The 17,500-nt window shown below is 68.0% G+C and carries 13 protein-coding genes and 1 pseudogene; 8 read left to right on the top strand and 6 right to left on the bottom strand.

The window, feature by feature from the left end:
• Positions 1-109: 109 nt before the first annotated feature.
• From EER30_RS48860 to EER30_RS23990, 3 genes and pseudogenes are all read left to right on the top strand, one after another.
• Positions 110-595 (top strand): annotated as a pseudogene (locus EER30_RS48860) (polymorphic toxin-type HINT domain-containing protein); the annotation flags it as partial.
• A 386-nt stretch (positions 596-981) separates the two neighbouring features.
• Positions 982-1,593, top strand: a complete 612-nt coding sequence (locus EER30_RS23995) for a YjaG family protein (protein ID WP_127502756.1) — start codon at positions 982-984, stop codon at positions 1,591-1,593.
• 389 nt (positions 1,594-1,982) lie between these two features.
• The gene (locus EER30_RS23990) at positions 1,983-2,246 is read left to right on the top strand and encodes a hypothetical protein (protein ID WP_127502755.1); all 264 of its coding nucleotides are present in this window, start codon (positions 1,983-1,985) and stop codon (positions 2,244-2,246) included.
• A 76-nt stretch (positions 2,247-2,322) separates the two neighbouring features.
• On the opposite strand, the gene EER30_RS23985 is transcribed toward EER30_RS23990, so the two are convergent.
• From EER30_RS23985 to EER30_RS23975, 3 genes are all read right to left on the bottom strand, one after another.
• On the bottom strand, positions 2,323-4,281 hold the full coding sequence (locus tag EER30_RS23985; protein WP_127502754.1) for a LysM peptidoglycan-binding domain-containing protein: 1,959 nt from the start codon (positions 4,279-4,281) through the stop codon (positions 2,323-2,325).
• A gap of 157 nt (positions 4,282-4,438) precedes the next feature.
• Complete coding sequence (locus tag EER30_RS23980; RefSeq protein ID WP_127502753.1) at positions 4,439-5,179, bottom strand: esterase family protein; 741 nt, start codon at positions 5,177-5,179, stop codon at positions 4,439-4,441.
• Positions 5,180-5,206: 27 nt separating this feature from the next.
• Complete coding sequence (locus EER30_RS23975; RefSeq protein ID WP_127502752.1) at positions 5,207-5,920, bottom strand: tetratricopeptide repeat protein; 714 nt, start codon at positions 5,918-5,920, stop codon at positions 5,207-5,209.
• 281 nt (positions 5,921-6,201) lie between these two features.
• Here EER30_RS23975 and EER30_RS23970 point away from each other — a divergent pair, with 281 nt between their 5' ends.
• From EER30_RS23970 to EER30_RS23960, 3 genes are all read left to right on the top strand, one after another.
• Positions 6,202-8,289 (top strand): transglycosylase domain-containing protein, encoded by a 2,088-nt coding sequence (locus EER30_RS23970; RefSeq protein WP_432417563.1) that lies wholly within the window; start codon positions 6,202-6,204, stop codon positions 8,287-8,289.
• Between the two features lie 60 nt (positions 8,290-8,349).
• Entirely contained in the window at positions 8,350-10,173 is a 1,824-nt protein-coding gene (locus tag EER30_RS23965) for an alpha-amylase family glycosyl hydrolase (protein ID WP_127502751.1), read from the top strand.
• A gap of 124 nt (positions 10,174-10,297) precedes the next feature.
• Positions 10,298-10,960, top strand: a complete 663-nt coding sequence (locus EER30_RS23960; RefSeq protein ID WP_127502750.1) for a haloacid dehalogenase-like hydrolase — start codon at positions 10,298-10,300, stop codon at positions 10,958-10,960.
• 168 nt (positions 10,961-11,128) lie between these two features.
• Here the strand turns inward: EER30_RS23960 and EER30_RS23955 are convergent, their stop codons facing one another.
• Together EER30_RS23955 and EER30_RS23950 are read right to left on the bottom strand one after the other, a co-directional pair.
• Positions 11,129-11,638 (bottom strand): mycothiol transferase, encoded by a 510-nt coding sequence (locus EER30_RS23955; protein ID WP_127502749.1) that lies wholly within the window; start codon positions 11,636-11,638, stop codon positions 11,129-11,131.
• A 230-nt stretch (positions 11,639-11,868) separates the two neighbouring features.
• Positions 11,869-13,248, bottom strand: a complete 1,380-nt coding sequence (locus EER30_RS23950) for a GGDEF domain-containing protein (RefSeq protein WP_164842461.1) — start codon at positions 13,246-13,248, stop codon at positions 11,869-11,871.
• Between the two features lie 156 nt (positions 13,249-13,404).
• Here EER30_RS23950 and EER30_RS23945 point away from each other — a divergent pair, with 156 nt between their 5' ends.
• Positions 13,405-15,021 carry a RecQ family ATP-dependent DNA helicase gene (locus EER30_RS23945; RefSeq protein ID WP_127502747.1) on the top strand — a complete coding sequence of 539 codons (1,617 nt, stop codon included), beginning with the start codon at positions 13,405-13,407 and terminating at the stop codon, positions 15,019-15,021.
• Between the two features lie 47 nt (positions 15,022-15,068).
• Entirely contained in the window at positions 15,069-16,553 is a 1,485-nt protein-coding gene (locus tag EER30_RS23940; protein ID WP_127502746.1) for a DHA2 family efflux MFS transporter permease subunit, read from the top strand.
• 1 nt (position 16,554) lies between these two features.
• Here EER30_RS23940 and EER30_RS23935 read toward each other — a convergent pair whose 3' ends face one another.
• Positions 16,555-17,496, bottom strand: coding sequence for an ABC transporter substrate-binding protein (locus tag EER30_RS23935; RefSeq protein ID WP_127502745.1), 942 nt, complete (start codon positions 17,494-17,496; stop codon positions 16,555-16,557).
• Positions 17,497-17,500: the final 4 nt, after the last annotated feature.

Raw genomic sequence — 17,500 nt, 5'->3', positions numbered from 1 at the left:
CAACGCCCTACGCCTGGCCGGCCGCACTAACATCACCGAAGCCACCCGCTGGGCCAACCGCGAAATGACCAGGCCATTCACCATCCTCGGCCTCACGGGATGATGTTGAAACGGCCGTGACGATGGTGGTGGCTGTAAGACCAATAGTTTCCTGCCGGGTACCAAGGTGCTTATGGCAGGCGGGTCCTCGAGGCCGATCGAGCAGGTGAAGCCCGGCGATAAGGTAATCGTGACTGATGCCAGGACCGGCGAGACCCGCGTCGAGACTGTCACCGCGGCGATTCTCGGTGAGGGCGTCAAGAACCTGGTTCGAGTTTCCGTCGACACTGATGGTGAGAGCGGCACCGAGACATCCGACATAGTCGCGACTGATGGCCATCCCTTCTGGGTCCCTGAGCTTTCGAAATGGCTCAAGGCGGCGGATCTCGCTGCCGGCCAGTGGCTGCAGACCGGGCCTGGGACTTATATTCAGATCACGGCGGTCCACCGCTGGTCGACATCAAAAGCCACCGTCCACAATTTAACTGTCAGCAATATCCACACTTATTATGTGCTGGCTGGGATCCGGCCTGTCCTCGTTCACAACTGCGGCGACCAAGAAGTCGCGGAAGAGGTACACGCAGCTTTCAGCACGGGAAATGCAGACAGTGATGCCTACACCAGAAACCGTAATTTGACAGTAGGTGTCATGACGACTGCTGAGGGGCGATTTGCTGCTCAAGCCGGCCGAGCCTTCACCGAAGAGCAGGTGGCTATCTTGGCCAAATACGATATCACCCCTCTCCCGTTCCCGGGGCCCCAAGTTCATGCTGAGAGACAGCTGCTCAATGCCGCTCGCGATGGTGACCTGTTCAACCCCGGGCCTCTCACACCGATATCGATGGGAACATCCAGAGACATCTGCCCAAGGCGATGTCAGCCCATGCTGCTGGGCGCCGGCTGGGATTTGACCGGCAAGAGATCTGCCGTTAAGAAGTAGCCATGCAAGGCATTCAGCAGGAGATCGAGGGCCGTGACTCAGTTCGGGCCGTCGTTGTGTTCGCCCTGTGCTGTGGCGAGCGATCCTTGCCGGTGTGTCGGCTGGGTGTGAGTGACCCGGCCTGGCTCAGGGCCTGTTTGGACAGGTCCTGGGCCGCGCTGGCTGACGGTTCCAAGGTCGACCTGCAAGAGTTGTCCAGTGTCGGGAGTGACATTCGCGATAGTCTGGAGGACGCAGACTACGGGCGCTACCACATGGCTGTTTTCGATGCGATAACTGTTATCGGGCATGCCGTCTCGTGCGCTGGCCAGGCGACGCCCGGAATATCGCGGGAGGAAGCCAAGATGGCCTCTGCTGGGATGCTCCGTATGCTTCAAGGCGTGCATTTCGAGCAGTACGGAAGGTTCGATGGCTGGCAACTCCATGAATCCGTCAGCCGTGAACTGGCGTGGCAGAAACAGGACTTGGCGCTAAGCAGCGCAGAAACCGGTGCGAGGTCCGTCGAGGCGACCCGCATCAGAGCGTCGCGGCAAGGCCAGATGCTCGTGGACGGCGTGGTCAGCGGTGAGTGGTCTGGCTTCGTTCCGCCGGACGATTGGCCGACGCTATTTTAGCTTGTGTTATTTATCGGGGCCGAAGGTCAGGAGTCTGGCCGCCGACGTTCACCTGTAGTTGTCGGCCATCCGGTGAAGTGATTTTAGCGAGTCCTGGTAGCGGTCTGTTGTAGACACGGGCATTACCGGGTCAGTCCTGATGGTGCTGGATATAGGCGTGGAGCCATCGATAGACAAGTTCTTGCGACGGAATCGGTGGGCGGCATGCGAATGAGAATCGGGATCGCCCTGGGGGCGGTAGCCCTGGCCGGTGCGGGTGTCAGCTACGCGTACGGGCGAGGACCTAAGCCGCTGGCTCGGGTCGCCCCGGTCACAACTTCGCGTACGAGGTCACCTCGCGCGGTTGCGGGGCCACGCTCCGCGGCGCGAACCCCAAGGGTTACTTCTGCGTGGTCGGCGTAGCTGTTCGCAACCTCAGCGGCACCCCGCGAAAGCCCGGCATATCCTTTGCCCGGACCGTCGACTCCTCCGGTGCGACCCACCTGGCCGACGCCGTGGCCCAGATCGGCAGCAGCTCGGGCTTGCTTGACGACCTCGCCCGGGGTGGCCGCGTCATCGACCGCCTCTACTTCGACGTCCCCGCCTCCGCGACCCTCACGTCGGTCGTCCTGCGCGAGTCAGCGAACTCGGAGCCGACCACCGTCTCCCTGTAGTTCCGCGGTGGCAGCGCAACGCGTGTCCAGCATGGTCGCCCGGCTGGACACGCGTTCCTCGCAACGGACAGGAGGTCTATGCCGGGAGGATCAGCACCTGGCCCGGGATGATGCGGTCGGGGTTGGTGATGATCGCGCGGTTCAGGGCGAAGATCTCGGGCCACCGGTTCGCGGCGCCGAGCTGGGCGGCTGCGATGCCGCTCAGGGTGTCGCCGGGCTGCACGGTGTGCAGGCGCGGGATCGGGCCGACCGGGGTCTGCGGCGGCAGCACGAAGACCTGCCCGGGGAAGATCCGGTTCGGGTCGCGGATCAGCGCCTGGTTCAGCGCGTAGATCTGCGGCCACCGGTTGGCCGCGCCGAGCTGCGATGCCGCGATGCTGATCAGTGTGTCGCCGGCCTTCACCGTGTACGTCTTGGGCTCGACCACGCCGCCGCCCAGCACCCCGGCGAGCCGCAGCAGGTCGGCCAGCTCGAATTTCCCGGGCTTGGCCGACGGCAGCGACGGCGTCCAGCCGGGCTGCGCGAGGATCGAGTCGGTGCTGCGCCGCACGAGCCCGATGAGAACCTCGGCGACCAGCGTGCTGCCGACCGGCCCGAGGTGCGCGCCGTTGTTCCCCAGCGCCTTGGCTTCGGCCAGAACATAGAACCAGAGGGGCGTACGCGTCTCGAAGCCCCCGGCCTCAAGGGCGGCTCGCTGCTGGTCGTTGCCCGCGGCGGCCAGCACCTCGTCCTTGGTGAGCACCCGCAGTCCGAGGTGGTCGGCGAGGGCCTGACCGGTGGGCAGCCGCAGCCGGTAGCCGCGCAGCAGGTTGCGGACGGCCAGCCGGGCGGCCAGGTCGGGCGTCTCGGTCTCGCCGTTGAGCTGCTTGAGGGCGAACAGCGCCTTCAGCTCGCCGGCCTTGAGCGAGGCCAGGTTCGGGTCGAGGCGGCGGGCCTTCCCGACCGACGGTCCGTCGCCGATGATGTTGTCCCACTGGATGATCCAGTTGTCCGGGAGGGTCGGGGTGCCGCCGAGCTCGCCGCTGAGCGCGGTGAAGGTGAACAGCCGCTCCAGCGAGGCGTCGAACGGCGTACCGATGCGGAAGTTGACGTTGAAGTTGTACTCGGCCCGGACCATCGTGTGGCCGAACCGGTAGCCCGCGACCGAGAACTCGAGGGGCATGAAGGTCGGGTCGGACAGGGCGTCGAACCACCGGTTGCCGTTGGTGACGATGTCGTCGACGATCACCGGGTCGGCGACGCGCTTGAGGAAGTCCTCGACGACGACGTGCTGGTAGTGCTGGCGCAGAACCCGCCGGGCCTCCTCGAACGACAGGCCCTTGTCGACCAGCGCGTTGTGCGCCCGCAGGAATGCCACGTGCAGCTGAGCGATGATCAGGTTCTCGTCGTTGCGGGGGTCGCCGATGACCGCGGCCCGGTCGTGCTCGATGTTGCCGGGGTTGGCCGGCTCGCGGGGCAGGTCGTGGAAGTCGTCGCCCTCGGTGCCCGGCGGCCGCAGCGTCGGAACCCGCGTGCCGTTGAGCCGGGTGACCTTGCCGAGCTGCATCTTCTTGCCGTCGGCCGGGTCGTGCGGCGCGGGCAGGCCATAGACGCTGTCCAGGTCGAGAGTGGGCGTGCGCTGGTTGAGCAGCGCGTTGCGGATCGCCGTCACCGCCAGCGGGGCCATCTCGGGGTCGAGAAGCTGCTCCATCGTGGCCGAGCCGAAGCCCTGCCCGATCTCCAGGGTGATGTCGTGGTCGACGAACTGCCCGAAGTAGGTGTAGGCCGCCGGGATCGGGCTGTCGTCACCGGCCACATCGGTGTCGACCATGGCCGAGCCGAGCGCCTTGAGCTGCGTGAGCGTGCCGGCCGTCTGCGGCAGCAGGTTGGCCTCGTCGTCCTGCAGGGCCGGGAACAGGAAGTCGAAGCTATGGCTTTCCACCGGCTGCACGAGCGCGAAGGCGGCCCGGCTCTCGGTGGCGGCGCCGGCGAGCTGCTGCTCGGCCTGGTCGAGGTCTTTCTGAGTGATGGTCCGTCCGTGTCCAAGACGCGGCATGCGTGCTCCCCCGTGACAGATGAGTGGCCGGGCGTGCGACGGCGTCGGCGATCCGGCCGATTTCAGATACGGTCACAATAGGTAACGGCGTCAACCCTGTGCAGGCAAGTACCCGACAGTGCGTCACCCGCTGGTGATCACTCTGCGTCGTACCGCCTCAGCTGAAACGTGGCAGGTGGTGGGCGAGTTGAGCCCGCCAGGACGGCCAGTCGTGCGGCACGTCGGCGCCCCACATGTCGAGCTCGTGCCGGATGCCCCGGTCGCGCAGGATCGCGGCCATGTGCGGGGTCGAGGCGAGGGCGCCGGTCGTGTCCTCCCACTGGCCCTGACCGCACACCAGCAGCACGGACAGCCTCGACCGCAGCCAGTCGAGATGGTCGCCGTGCAGGTTGGCCACATAGTCGGCCGGGCTGTTGAAATAGGTGGCCTCGCCGCGCTCGCCCCACCCGTTCCAGGCGCTCGGGTCATAGTTGCCCGAGAAACAGAGCGCCAGCGGGAACAGGTCGGCCCGCCGGAACGCGAAGTTCAGGGCGTGGAAGGCCCCCAGTGAACAGCCGGCAGTCGCGATCTCGACACTTTCGCCGGAGTCGGCACGGATGTGCGGCACGACCGCGTCGGAAATCCACGACTCGTAGGCCGCGTGCCGCCGGGCCCGCTCCTCCAGCGGCAGGTGTTGGGCCGACCACGTGCCCTCGTCGAACGAGTCGACGCAGTAGAGCTTCACCCGCCCGGCCTCGATCAGCGGATCGATGGTGGCGACCATGCCGTTCTTCGCCCACTCCCAGGCGTCGCCCTTCTCGGTGGGGAACACCAGCAGCGGCCGCCCCCAGTGCCCATAGGCAGCCAGCGTCCCGCTTGCGCCGTCCGGCGACTGCAGGCGTACGGAGTAATGGCGCATCGCCGTACGATAATCGCACTCGACTGATCAGAAGGCCTCGTCGGGCGTCCAGGCCTTTCCGTCCTCGTACGCCCCGGCGAAGCGCTCGGCACCCAGGGCGGCCCCGGCCGACGCGCGGATCGCGTTCAGTTCGGCGGCGTCGTCCGGATCGGGCACCTGACCCAGGGCCGCGAACGCGGCGTCACTGAACCCGGCCATCGCCGCGGCGCGGGGAGCATCGTTCTCCGCCGTCGCGATCGCCGCCGCGGCCACTCCGACGTACGGGAGAAGGGTCTTGTCGTTCTTGCCGAGGACCCACTCGCGTACGGTCGCCGACAGTTCGCGGGCCTGGTCGACGTCGCCGAGGCGCAGGGCGGTCATAGCCAGGTTGTGCTTCTCGGTGATGACCGTCTCATCGTGACCCAGCTCGGCGTTGAGCTCGATGCTGGCCAGATAGCGGTCCCGGGCCAGCGGATAGTCGCCCGCCAGACGCGCGACGGCGGCCAACACGTGGCGCGGCCGTTCCTCCAGCAGCCGCGAACCCGAGCCGATCGCCACGTCGAGGGCCTCGCCGGCCAGCTCTGAACCGCGGGTGAGATCACCGCCGCGGATCGCGACGCGCGACATCGCGTACAGGGCCTCGACCTCGCCGGCCGCGTCGCCCGCACCCCTCGCCCGCGCCAACTCGGCCGAAGCCATTCGCAACACTGCGTCACTGTCGCCGCGCCGGAACGTGCTGCGGACGTCGTCCTGGAAACTCATCCCGAAACCCTACGGGGAGATCGAGTCGGTTTCCCCAGCGTGGATCAAGGGCATGGATCACACGTCCGGGAGGGACGAAAAGGGATCGATCGGCGAAGCCTAGGCTTGACGCCGGGGCACATCATGATCACGTACGCTTCCCGGGCGTTCCGGACGGCGCTCGGCGCTCCCGGACGTCCCGCCCTCGCGGCGACGAAGGCTGCAACCCGTCGAGAAAGGTGGTCTGGAGCTCCGTGACTATGGGTAACCGGACGAAGGATCGATCGCTCAGCCGCAAGGCCGTGCTTCTGCTTACGTGTGGCCTGCTGACCGGGGTCGTGGTCTCGGCCGCCTCGTTCCCCGCGGTCGCCCTCGGCGGCCTCGTGGCCAAGGCCGGCTCGGAGGGCTTCGCGGCGCTGCCGAGCACGATCGAGCAGCAGTCCGCCCCGCAGGTGACGCGGGTCTTCGCCAGCGACGGCAAGACACAGATCGCGGTCCTCTACGACGAGTTCCGCAGCGACGTGCCGAACAGCCAGATCTCGAAGAACATGCAGGACGCGATCGTCGCCGCCGAGGACCACAAGTTCTACGAACACAACGGCGTCGACTTCAAAGGCATCGCCCGCGCGGTCGTCAACAATCACCAGGGCGGCTCCCAGCAGGGCGCGTCGACCCTGACCATGCAGTACGTACGCATGGCGCAGGCCTACGGGGCGAAGACGCCGCAGGAGGCGATCGACGCCACCAAGGACAGCCCCGAGCGCAAGGTCAGCGAGATCAAGTACGCGCTGCAGGTGGAGAAGGACCTCGACAAGAAAGAGATCCTGACCCGGTACCTGAACCTCGCGCCGTTCGGCAACGGGGCGTACGGGATCTACGCCGGCAGCCAGGTCTACTTCAAGAAGAAGCCCAAGGACCTCACGATCGCCGAGTCGGCGCTGCTGGCCGGCATGGTGAAGGCGCCGACCGCGTTCGACCCGACGACCAAGACCGGGTACCCGCAGGCCCTGGACCGGCGCAACTACATCATCGACAACATGGTGGCGCTCAAGCAGATCACCAAGGAGCAGGGCGACGCGGCCAAGAAGGTCAAGCTCGCCCGCACCACGAACCGGCCCGGCAACGGCTGCACGTCGGTCGCGAACAACAGCTGGGGCTTCTTCTGCGACTACGTCTACCGCTGGTGGATGCAGCAGAAGGCCTTCGGCAACAACGCGTACGAGCGGGAACGCCAGCTCAAGACCGGCGGCTACACGATCGTCACGTCGATGGACGTCAAAGCGCAGAACGCGGCCCGCAAAGAGATCACGAAGAAGATCAAGGACAAGGACAAGAACGCCGTCCTGATCGCCGGGATCGAACCGGGCACCGGGCAGGTCAAGGCGCTGGCGGCGAACCGCAAGTTCAAGCTCGACGACGGCAAGAACCCGAAGAGCTCAAACCCGCAGACCCGCAAGTACGGGGCCCGCGCGACCTACCCGAACACCACGAACCCGATCATCACCGGTGGCGGCGACATCAACGGCTACCAGGCCGGCTCGGTGTTCAAGATGTTCACGATGGTCGCCGCGCTCGAGAACGGCCTCGAACTGAGCCACAACATCACCTCGGGCTCGACGTACCACTCGAACTACCCGATCGCGGCCGGAGCACCCGCGGCCTGCCCGGGCACGACCGACTACTGCCCGAGCAACGCGTCACCGAACGAGAAGGGCACGTTCAACATGTGGACCGGCTTCGGCAAGTCGGTGAACACATACTTCGTGCCGCTGCAGGAACAGATCGGCGCCGAGAAGGTGGTGGACGTCGCGAAGCGGTTCGGCATGACGTTCCGCTCGCAGGCCGAGCACGACCTGGTGGCGACCCCCGAGGCAGCGCACAACTTCGGTGCGTTCACCCTGGGTGTGACCACGTCGACCCCGCTGGACATCGCGAACGCGTACGCCACCCTGGCCGGCGACGGCATGTTCTGCGCGCCGACGCCGATCAAGCAGATCACGGCGGCGAACGGCTCCAAGGTCAAGGCGGGTCAGCCGTTGTGCAAGCGCGTGACGGACAAGGACGTGGCCCGCAAGGCCCTCGACGCGGCGCGCTGCCCCGTCGGCGACCACGCCCAGCTCGGCAACTGCGCCGGATCGACCGAACCCAACGCGTACGGCACCATCAAGCACCCGATCTTCGGCAAGACCGGCACGACCGACGCCGACAAGACGGCGTCGCTGGTGGTGGGGTCGCGCAACATGGTGGTGGCGGGCTACATGGTGAACCCGGACTGGGCGAACCACACCGACCACATGCCGCACGGCATCGTGAACCCGGTCGTATACCGCACCCTGGCCGACTACATGAAGGGCCAGGACAAAGAGGAATTCCCGAAGCCGGGCGAGTAGAAGTCAGATCTCGGATGCAACAGAGCCAATCCTCGTACGGTGGGGGTTGGCTCTGTTGCTATGAGCTTCCGAGAAGTCGCTGAAATCAACTTCCTGCAGTTGGTCGCCGGCCGCGACTTTCATCCGTCGCCGGCCGCCTGGGAGGACGAAGTCCTCTACTTCCTGATGCTCGACCGTTTCTCGGACGGCAACGAGCAGGGCTACCGGGACAATTCGGGCGCGGTGGTCACGTCAGGGTCGACCCCGTTGCTGTCCCCGGCTGATCATGACGCGGCCGACGACCCGATGTGGCACGAGGCGGGCGCCACCTGGGCCGGCGGAACCCTGTCCGGGCTGCGCGGCAAGCTCGGCTATCTGCACCGGCTCGGCGTGACGGCGGTCTGGGTCAGCCCCGTCCTGAAACAGACCAGCGGCCACAGTTACCACGGGTACGCCACCCAGAACTTCCTCGACGTCGACCCGCACTTCGGGACGGCATCCGACCTTCGTGACCTGGTCACTGAAGCCCACTCGCTCGGCGTCCGCGTCATCCTCGACGTGGTGCTCAACCACGCGGGCGACGTTTTCGGGTACGACCCCGACCGGTATCCGACGGCGTCGGGCTTCGACGCCCGCTGGGACGGTCGGCCCTATCGCGTGGCCGGCTTCCGCGACGCTTCCGGGCGAGCATCCCTGCCGTTCGGTTCTCCTGTGGCCGATCTCGACGCGGCCGTGTGGCCGGCCGAACTGCAGCGCCCCGACACGTTCTCGGCCAAGGGGCGCATCGACAACTGGGACTGGTATCCCGAATACCTCGAGGGCGACTTCATCGGGCTGAAAGACATCTCGCTGGGAGCCGGGACAACCGAGGGCTACCGGCCGTCGCCGGCCCTGCGAACGCTGACCCGCGTCTACCAGTACTGGATCGCGTACGCCGACCTGGACGGCTTCCGGGTCGACACGGTCAAACACATGGACCCGGGCGCGGCCCGCTACTTCGCGTCGGCCGTCCACGAATTCGCGCAGTCGCTCGGCAAGGAGAACTTCTACCTGATCGCCGAGATCACCGGCCCGCGCGACTTCGCGTACCGAACCCTCGAAGAAGTCGGCATGAACGCGGCGCTGGGCATAGCCGACGTCCAGGACCAGATGGAATGGCTCGTGAAGGGCCGCCGCGACCCGCGCGACTACTTCGGCCTGTTCCGAGACGCGCTGCAGCTGGGCAAGGACTCGCACACCTGGTTCCGCAATCGCGTGGTGACAGCCTTCGACGACCACGACCAGGTGCGCAAGGGCGAGAACAAGGCCCGCTTCGCCGCCGACGAGGCCGGCAAGAAACTGGGGGTGGCGGCGATCGCGCTGAACGCCCTGACCCTGGGCATCCCGTGCCTGTACTACGGCGGCGAGCAGGGCTTCGACGGCCACGGACCGAACGACCGCTACCTGCGCGAGGCAATGTTCGGCGGTTCGTTCGGGCCGTTCCGCAGCCGGGGAGCACACGCCTTCGACGAGGACAACGAGACCTACCGCCAGGTGTCCCGAATCCTGTCCCTGCGCCGAACGCAGCCGGCGTTGCGCCGCGGCCGCCAGTATCTACGCCAGATCTCGGGCGACGGCGTGAACTTCGGCTACCCGCAGCTCTTCGGCGGTGAGATGCGCTCGGTGGTCGCCTGGTCGCGGCTCTTCGCGGGAACCGAGGCCGTGGCGGCCATCAACACCGACCCCGACAACGCCCGGACGGCGTGGGTCACGATCGACGACGAGCTGCATCCGCTCGGGGCGAAGCTGACGTGCTTGTTCAGCACCGACCGGGGGCAGGAGGGGCAGACGCTGGACGTGGAACCGCGCAACGGCAAAGCGGTCGAACTGACGGTTCCTGCTGGTGGGTGCGTCATCTACAGCTGACTGACGGTGGTTGCGCTGGGACTACCGTCACCCGGGCGCAGCCGAGTGGTGGGTCAGGCGTTCGAACCAGGCCGCTTGCGGCTGGCGCTGCGTGCCTTCGCGGTCAGGTACTTTGGCGATCCTGATGAGAACCGTGTTGTTCGACTTCGATGGCGTTCTGGTCCGCGGAGACTCGTTCGCCCTGTTCCTTCGGCGCCGTGCGCTGCGCGGCTGGAGAGCCGTGCTTGCTGTCCTGGCGCTGCCGGCCGTCATCTTCCTCGCGCTGCTTCCGGGTCAGTGGGCCCGGGCGGCCCGGCTGGTGACCAGGATCGGAACGTTCGGCCTTCGCTCCGAGGTACTGCACCAGCGACTCGCCGACTTCGGACCGGCTTTGGCCCACGAGCCCGGACGTATCATCGCAGCCGGCGTGAACGCGCTTCAGCAACACCTCGCCGACGGCGACCGAGTCGTTGTCGTCACCGCGTCCGAAGAGACCTTGGCGCGCTCCGTACTCGACCAACTCAGGTTGTCCACGGCGGAACTCATCGGGTCCCGTCTGCTGAGCCCGAGCGGAAGCGTTCACAACCGCGGGGCCGAGAAGCTGCGACAACTCGCCGCTCGGGGCATCATCGCGCCCTGGGACATCGCGTACAGCGACTCTCCGGTCGATCTCCCCCTCCTGAGCGGCGCACGCCGTCCAATCTTGGTCAACGGACGCCCGGCCGACATCGCGAAACTCAACGCAGCGCTCGGCGGAAAGTTGGAGGCAGTCGTCTGGCCCGCGCAAGCAGCCAACACCGACGACTGAGACCATCCAGATGCGTAACTATGTTGATCCGCTTCCGCCCTGTATCACCCCAGACGCGGGCCGGGAGGTCGGGCAGCGGTCGGGGGCCCATCATGGGTAAAGGTCTTGCAGCGCGGCGTCGCCTCTGGTTTCGACCCGGAAGAGTTCTCGTCAGGTCGACGGAATGCGCTACTCGCCGACCGGCCCATCGGCGAGTTCAGCAACGATGTCGAGGTGCCCGAGATGACGGGCGTACTCCTGCACGAGGTGGAAGAGCACGCGCTCCAGCGTCGGTGGCGCCGCTCCGTCCCATCTCGGACCGGGAGCTCCGACCGTCTCAAGGTCGTTGCTCGTGACTACGGACGCGGTGTGTCGTCCTTGAGCACGGAGTGACGATGTCAGGCTGTCGCGTGTCTCGTCGGGCTCCACGTACCAGCGATCCTCGCGCCGGTCGGCCCATGGCTTGTCTATGTCGATGCCCTCGAAGCCCCACTCGATCCAGCGGAGCTCGACGTAGCGCAGATGTTTGATCAGCTCGAGGGGAGTCCACCCGGAAGGAAGCCGGCTGCGCCGCAACGCGTCGTCAGGTAGTGCGGACACCTTGGACAGCAGTGTCTCCCGAAAGTATTCGAGGTAGCCCAGGAAGATCTCGGCACGTCCTGATGCGGGGGTCGTCGGCGAGGGGAACGGCAATGTCATCTCCCCATTGTCCGGGAGTCGACTGGGGGTTGAGCGTCGTGTCCGTCGTGCCGGCGCGCCGGGGCCTCTGTACCGTGCCTGCGGCAGCTCGCAGTGGGGTAACCCCTTCGGCGTCTGGCGACTGAGTGCCGAGGGAGGCGTCGCCGAGAAGCGGGGCGAACTGAAACCCGCGTTCATCCCACCGCTGGTCGCGATCCTGTCCGAGCTGGCCTGGGCGAAGTGGCAGGTTGTCAGGCGCTGAGGGCGTACTCGACGATTTTAGTGCCGCCGCCGTCTCGCTTGGCCTCGTACATCGCGGCGTCGGCCGTACGCAGTAGGTCGCTGATCAGGTCGTCGGCGGCGGAGGGATCGGCGGCGGTGTGCGGCAGGGTCAGGATGCCGATCGAGGAACCGACGGTTACCGGGCCGCCGTCGCCAGCGATCGGCGAAGACAGGGTGCGTTCGATGCGGGCGGCCAGGGCGGTTACCTCGTCGGGGCCCAGGCCTGTGCAGACCACGACGAACTCGTCGCCGCCCAGGCGGGCCACGCTGTCGGTGCTGCGGACGATGCTGGTGAGGCGTTCGGCCACTGCCTTCAGCACTATGTCGCCGGTGTGGTGGCCTCGGGTGTCGTTGATCGCCTTGAAGCCGTCCAGGTCGACGAAGAACAGGGTCGGGGACTTGGTGACGGCGTGGCGCATCTCGTCCATCAGGCGGGCTCGGTTGGCGACGCCGGTCAGCTGGTCGTGGGTCGCCTGGTGGCGCATGGTCTGTTCGGCGCTGGCCAGGTCGGCGACGGCGCGCTGGAGCCGGGAGAGGATCACCGCGATCATGATGAGCATCGCCGCCGCGGTCTGCAGCCGGTTCCAGCCGGAGTGCGGCATCAGGATCACGCTGAGGCCGACGGCGCTGAGCGCGCTGCCGAGCAGGATCATCCGCCAGCCGCGCATGCCGGGGGTCGCGCCGGCCTGCAGCACCGGCCCGGTCACGCGGCTGCGGCTCGGGTGCAGCACGGCGGCGGCCATCAAGCCGTTGATGATCATGTAGCTGGGGATGTACCAGGCGAAGCCGGCGTCGGGGGCGACCATCGGCAGCACCACCTGCGTGATGTCGACCGTAAGGCAGCCGGCGAAGCTCCACAGCATCAGCCGTTCGGCGGTCGACGGCCGTCCGGGGGTGAGCAGCAGGGTCAGGCCGAGCACCAGGACGGTGATGTCGCCCAGGGGATAGCAGAACGCGGCGATCAGCGCCCACTCGTCCGCTGTCACGTTGCCGTCCAACGCCGGCTCGATCAGCACGTGCCAGGCGAAGACGGTCGCGGCGGCGACGACCACACCGACGTCCTTGGCCAGCGCGATGCGCTCGGAGCGCGGCAGCGCCCGCTGCTTGATCATGCAGACGATGGCCACGGCCAGCCAGAAGTAGACGCCGGCCCAGAGGGGGACCGCCAGGTTGCCGATGGTGGCCGACATGCCGAGCAGGCTCGTGGCGGCCCACGGCAGGTAGCCGATCAGGGCGCAGCTGACGCCGATGATCCACGGCACCCAGGCGCCGCGTTCGCCGGGTTTCAGCGATCGGGCGCCGGTGGTCAGACCGGCCGCCAGCACGACGGCGCCGGTCAGGAAGGCCACCGCGGACGGGACGCCTGGGGCAGCACCAGGACCGGAATCGCCAGCAGGGTGATGGCACCGAGAACGACTTGCCATGATCGAACGCGTGGACGCGGCACACCACACGTATCGGCATTGCCGTGGCGATTTTGAGGGCACCGAGCCAGACTCGGACAGGTGCCGGACATCAACAGCATCGCGCAGTCGGTTCTCGGCTTCACCCTGCGGCCCGCCCAGCAGGAGCCGGCAGCCGCGGTCGCCGGGGGTCGCGACACCCTGGCCGTGCTGCCGACGGGCAGCGGCAAGAGCGCGATCTACCAGGTGGCCGGTCTCGCCCGGGGCGGGACGACGGTCGTCGTGTCGCCGCTGCTGGCCCTGCAGCGCGATCAGTTGCGCTCGCTGACCGCGCGGCAGATCAAGGCCCGCATGGTCAACTCGGCGCTGCACCGGGCCGAACGCACCGAGGCGCTGACGGCGATTCGGGACGGCGAGGCCGATTTCGTGCTTCTCGGGCCGGAACAGCTCGCGAACGCCGAGACGGTCGCGGCGATCTCCGACGGCGTACGCCCGATCACGCTGGTCGCCGTCGACGAGGCGCACCTGATCAGCCAGTGGGGGCACGACTTCCGGCCCGACTACCTGCGGCTGGCCGACGTCGTCGACGGTCTGGGCCGTCCGCCGGTGCTGGCCCTGACCGCGACCGCCGCCCCGCCCGTGCAGGCCGACATCACCCGCCGGCTGCGCATGAGCGATCCCAAGGTCGTGGTGGCCGGGTTCGACCGGCCCAACCTGAGCCTGGCCGTGCGGCTCACGCGTCAAGACGTACCGGAGGCTCAGGCTCTTGAGGACCGCACGGTCGAGGTGATGCTCGCCCAGCAGACCCCGGCCCTGGTGTACGCCCTCACGCACGCCCACTGTGAGGAACTGGCCGACCGTCTGTGCCTGGACGCGTACAAGGTCGCCGCCTATCACGCGGGAGTGCCGTCGGCCGAGCGTGCGCGGATTCAGGACGCCTTCTTCGCGGGCGAGCTCGACGTCGTGGTCGCCACGAGCGCCTTCGGCATGGGCATCGACAAACCAGACATCCGTACGGTGGTGCACGCGGGCGTCCCGGGCAGCCTCGACGAGTACTACCAGGAGATCGGGCGCGGCGGACGGGACGGGCAGCCGGCCGCCGTCGTGCTGATCCACGACGCCCGGGCCGTACGCATCCCGCGTCTGCTGGCGTCGCGGGCGCGTACGCCGGTGGGAACGGTGACGGCCGTTGTCGACCATCTGGAACGCGCGCACGGCCGGGTCGAGCTGGGCGGGCTCGCGAAGGCGGCGGGGGTCAGCCGCACGGCGGTGCAGCGCGTGGTCGAGGAGCTGATCGAGCTGCACTTCCTGACCCCGGACGGGCACGACGGCGTGGTCATCGGCACCCCGGTCCCGGCGACCGCGGCCGACTCGGTGCTGGCCTCGGGCGACCGCCGCCAGACCATCCTGTCGAGCCAGATCGACGCGGCCCGCCACTACGCCGAGACCGTGCAGTGCCGCCGGGCCGAGCTGCTGGCCTACTTCGGCGAGCACTACCCGGCCCCGTGCGGCCACTGCGACAACGACGCGGCCGCGCCCTCACCGGCCCGCACGTGGACTCCGACGGGCGGTGAGGGCGTGCGCGTGGAACACAAGTTGTGGGGTCCGGGCGTGCTGCTGACCCGCGACGAACACGAGCTGACGGTACTGTTCGACTCGGTTGGCTACCGCCACCTGACCCCGGCCGTCCTCACGAACGGCCTGCTGGCGATGGTCTGACCTCGGCCGGATTGTCACGAGTGCGGATCGTGTCCGGTCGTTACCGCGTGAAACAAACTTCCCCTGCGTTGACCTTCGGCAGCAGTCAGGGCCGCTGGGTGCTGGCCGCGACGGTGGGTGGCTCGGCGATCGCCTCCATCAGCACCACCGTCGTCGGCATCGCCCTGCCGGCCATCGGCCGCGACTTCGGCACCGGCCTGGCCACCCTGCAGTGGGTGGTCACCGCCTACACCCTGACGTTGGCCGGCCTCCTGCTGGTGGCCGGAGCCCTGGGTGACCGGTACGGTCGCCGGCGCGTCTTCACTGTCGGTGTCGTCTGGTTCGCCGTCGCCTCCCTGCTGTGCTGCGTGGCGTGGGACCCGTCGACGCTGATCGGGGCACGGGCGCTGCAAGGAGTCGGCGCGGCGCTGCTGACACCGGGCAGCCTGGCCATCCTGGAGGCCGTTTTCGTGCCGGCCGACCGCGGCAAGGCCATCGGCGCCTGGTCCGGCCTGAGCGGGGTGGCCGGCGCCATCGGGCCGTTCCTCGGTGGATGGCTCGTCCAGGCGGCGTCCTGGCGATGGATCTTCGCGATCAACCTGCCGATCGCCGTGGCCGTGGTTCTCGTGGCCCGCAGATACGTCCCGGAGTCGCGGGACGCGGCAACCACGGGACGCGTCGATCTGGTCGGTGGCCTGGCCGCCACGCTGGGTCTGGTCGGGCTCACCTACGGACTCATCCAAGGGTCCGCCCACGGCTGGAGCAGCGGTCCGGTGCTCGCCGCGGTGGTCCTGGGCGGCGCCCTGCTGGTCGCTTTCATCGGGTGGGAACGGCGCGCCCGGACGCCGATCCTGCCGCTGCACCTGTTCTCGTCGGCCCAGTTCAGCGCGACCAACGTGGTGACCTTCATCGTCTACGGGGCGCTCGGCGGAGCCCTCTTTCTGCTGCCGCTGGAGCTGCAACAGGTCTCCGGCTACACGCCGCTGCAGGCCGGGCTCTCCCTGCTTCCGGTAACCGCCGCCATGCTTGCGCTGTCCGCCCGCTCCGGTGCCCTGGCCGCCCGCATCGGGCCGAGACTGCAGATGAGCCTCGGCCCCGTCCTCATCGGGCTCGGCCTGATCCTGTTCACCCGGATCGGATCGGCCGGGTCCTACCTGACCGAGGTGTTGCCGGCCGTCACCGTCCTGGGGATCGGGCTGGCCGTCACCGTGTCGCCGCTGACCTCCACCGTTCTGGCCGCCGTCCCGGCGCGGCACGCGGGCGTGGCGTCAGCGGTGAACAACGACGTCGCCCGCGCCGCCGGCCTGATCGCGGTCGCCGTGCTACCGGCCGCGGCCGGCATCACCGAAGCCGCCTACGCCCGTCCCGCGCAGTTCGTGACCGGTTTTCACACGGCCGCCGTCATTTGCGCCGCCCTGTGCGTGGTGGCCGGCCTGCTCGCCGCCGTAACGGTCAGGAACGGCGTCAGGCCGGCCGGGCAACGAGTGCATCCACCGCACGGCGACCTCGACGTCCCGGCGCCGCGCAGTGTCCACGCCCAGCTTCACCCGTAGGTCAGGCCTTCGGCAGGTTCTTCTCGACGTCGTCGAGGATCTGGCCGGCCGCGGTCACGCCGATGCCGGTCATCCACACCTCGGCCGGGACGTCGTACGCCTGGCCCGCCTTGACGGCCGACAGCTCCTTCCACAGGTTGCCGTCGACGACCTTCTTCTTCTGCGCCTCGGCCGTCGGGCCCTGCGCGGTCACGAAGATGACGTCGCCGTCGAGGTCGGCGATCCGTTCGGGGCTGACCTTGTCGAACCGCTTGTCGTCCTTGTTCGCGAGCTTCTGGCGCTCGGGGCGGCCCAGGCCGACGTCGCCGATCACGATGCCGCTGAAGCCCTCCGGCCCGTAGACACGGATCTCCGACGGCATGAACCGTACGATGGAGACCTTGACGTTCGCGGCGTCCGGGATCGTCTTGCCCAGGTCCTTGGCGCGGGTCTCGTACGTGTTGAGCAGGTCCTTGGCCTTCTGCTCCTGGCCGAGAGCCTTGCCGTCGAGCAGGAAGTTCTCCTTCCAGGTGATGCCGACGCGCTCGGTGAAGACGGTCGGCGCGATGGCCGACAGCTCGTCGTAGAACTTCTCCTGCCGGAACTTGCTGCCCAGGATCAGATCGGGCTTGAGCGCGGCGATCGCCTCGAGGTCGGGCTCGGAGATCTCGCCGACGTTCTTCACGCTGGAGAGGTCACCGAGGTACGCCGGGAAGGTGTCGACCTCCGGCGGCTGGGTGGCGCCGACCAGGGGCACGCCGAGGCTGACCGCGGTGTCGACCTTGTCGGTGTCGAGGACGACGACCCTCTTCGGGTGCGCGGGGACGGCGGTGGTGCCCATCGCGTGGGTGATCTGCTGGGTCTCGCCGCCGGCCGATTCGGCGACGGGGTCACTGGAGCACGCGGCCAGGGCGGTGGTCGCGGCGAGAGCCGCCGCGACCAGGAGGGTGGCGCTACGGCGCACAGGG

The organism is Actinoplanes solisilvae (assembly GCF_003999975.1).
In the GTDB taxonomy this organism is placed as follows: domain Bacteria; phylum Actinomycetota; class Actinomycetes; order Mycobacteriales; family Micromonosporaceae; genus Actinoplanes; species Actinoplanes solisilvae.
Note: the sequence above shows the minus strand (reverse complement) of the source record. Positions and strands in the feature narration are given on the sequence as shown.

Bases quoted from the DNA above. Each gene is read 5' to 3' on its own strand.
- EER30_RS23985 (WP_127502754.1), bottom strand. From the start codon at position 4,281: ATGCCGCGTCTTGGACACGGACGGACCATCACTCAGAAAGACCTCGAC.
- EER30_RS23980 (WP_127502753.1), bottom strand. From the start codon at position 5,179: ATGCGCCATTACTCCGTACGCCTGCAGTCGCCGGACGGCGCAAGCGGG.
- EER30_RS23995 (WP_127502756.1), top strand. From the start codon at position 982: ATGCAAGGCATTCAGCAGGAGATCGAGGGCCGTGACTCAGTTCGGGCC.
- EER30_RS23965 (WP_127502751.1), top strand. From the start codon at position 8,350: ATGAGCTTCCGAGAAGTCGCTGAAATCAACTTCCTGCAGTTGGTCGCC.
- EER30_RS23960 (WP_127502750.1), top strand. From the start codon at position 10,298: ATGAGAACCGTGTTGTTCGACTTCGATGGCGTTCTGGTCCGCGGAGAC.
- EER30_RS23975 (WP_127502752.1), bottom strand. From the start codon at position 5,920: ATGAGTTTCCAGGACGACGTCCGCAGCACGTTCCGGCGCGGCGACAGT.
- EER30_RS23955 (WP_127502749.1), bottom strand. From the start codon at position 11,638: ATGACATTGCCGTTCCCCTCGCCGACGACCCCCGCATCAGGACGTGCC.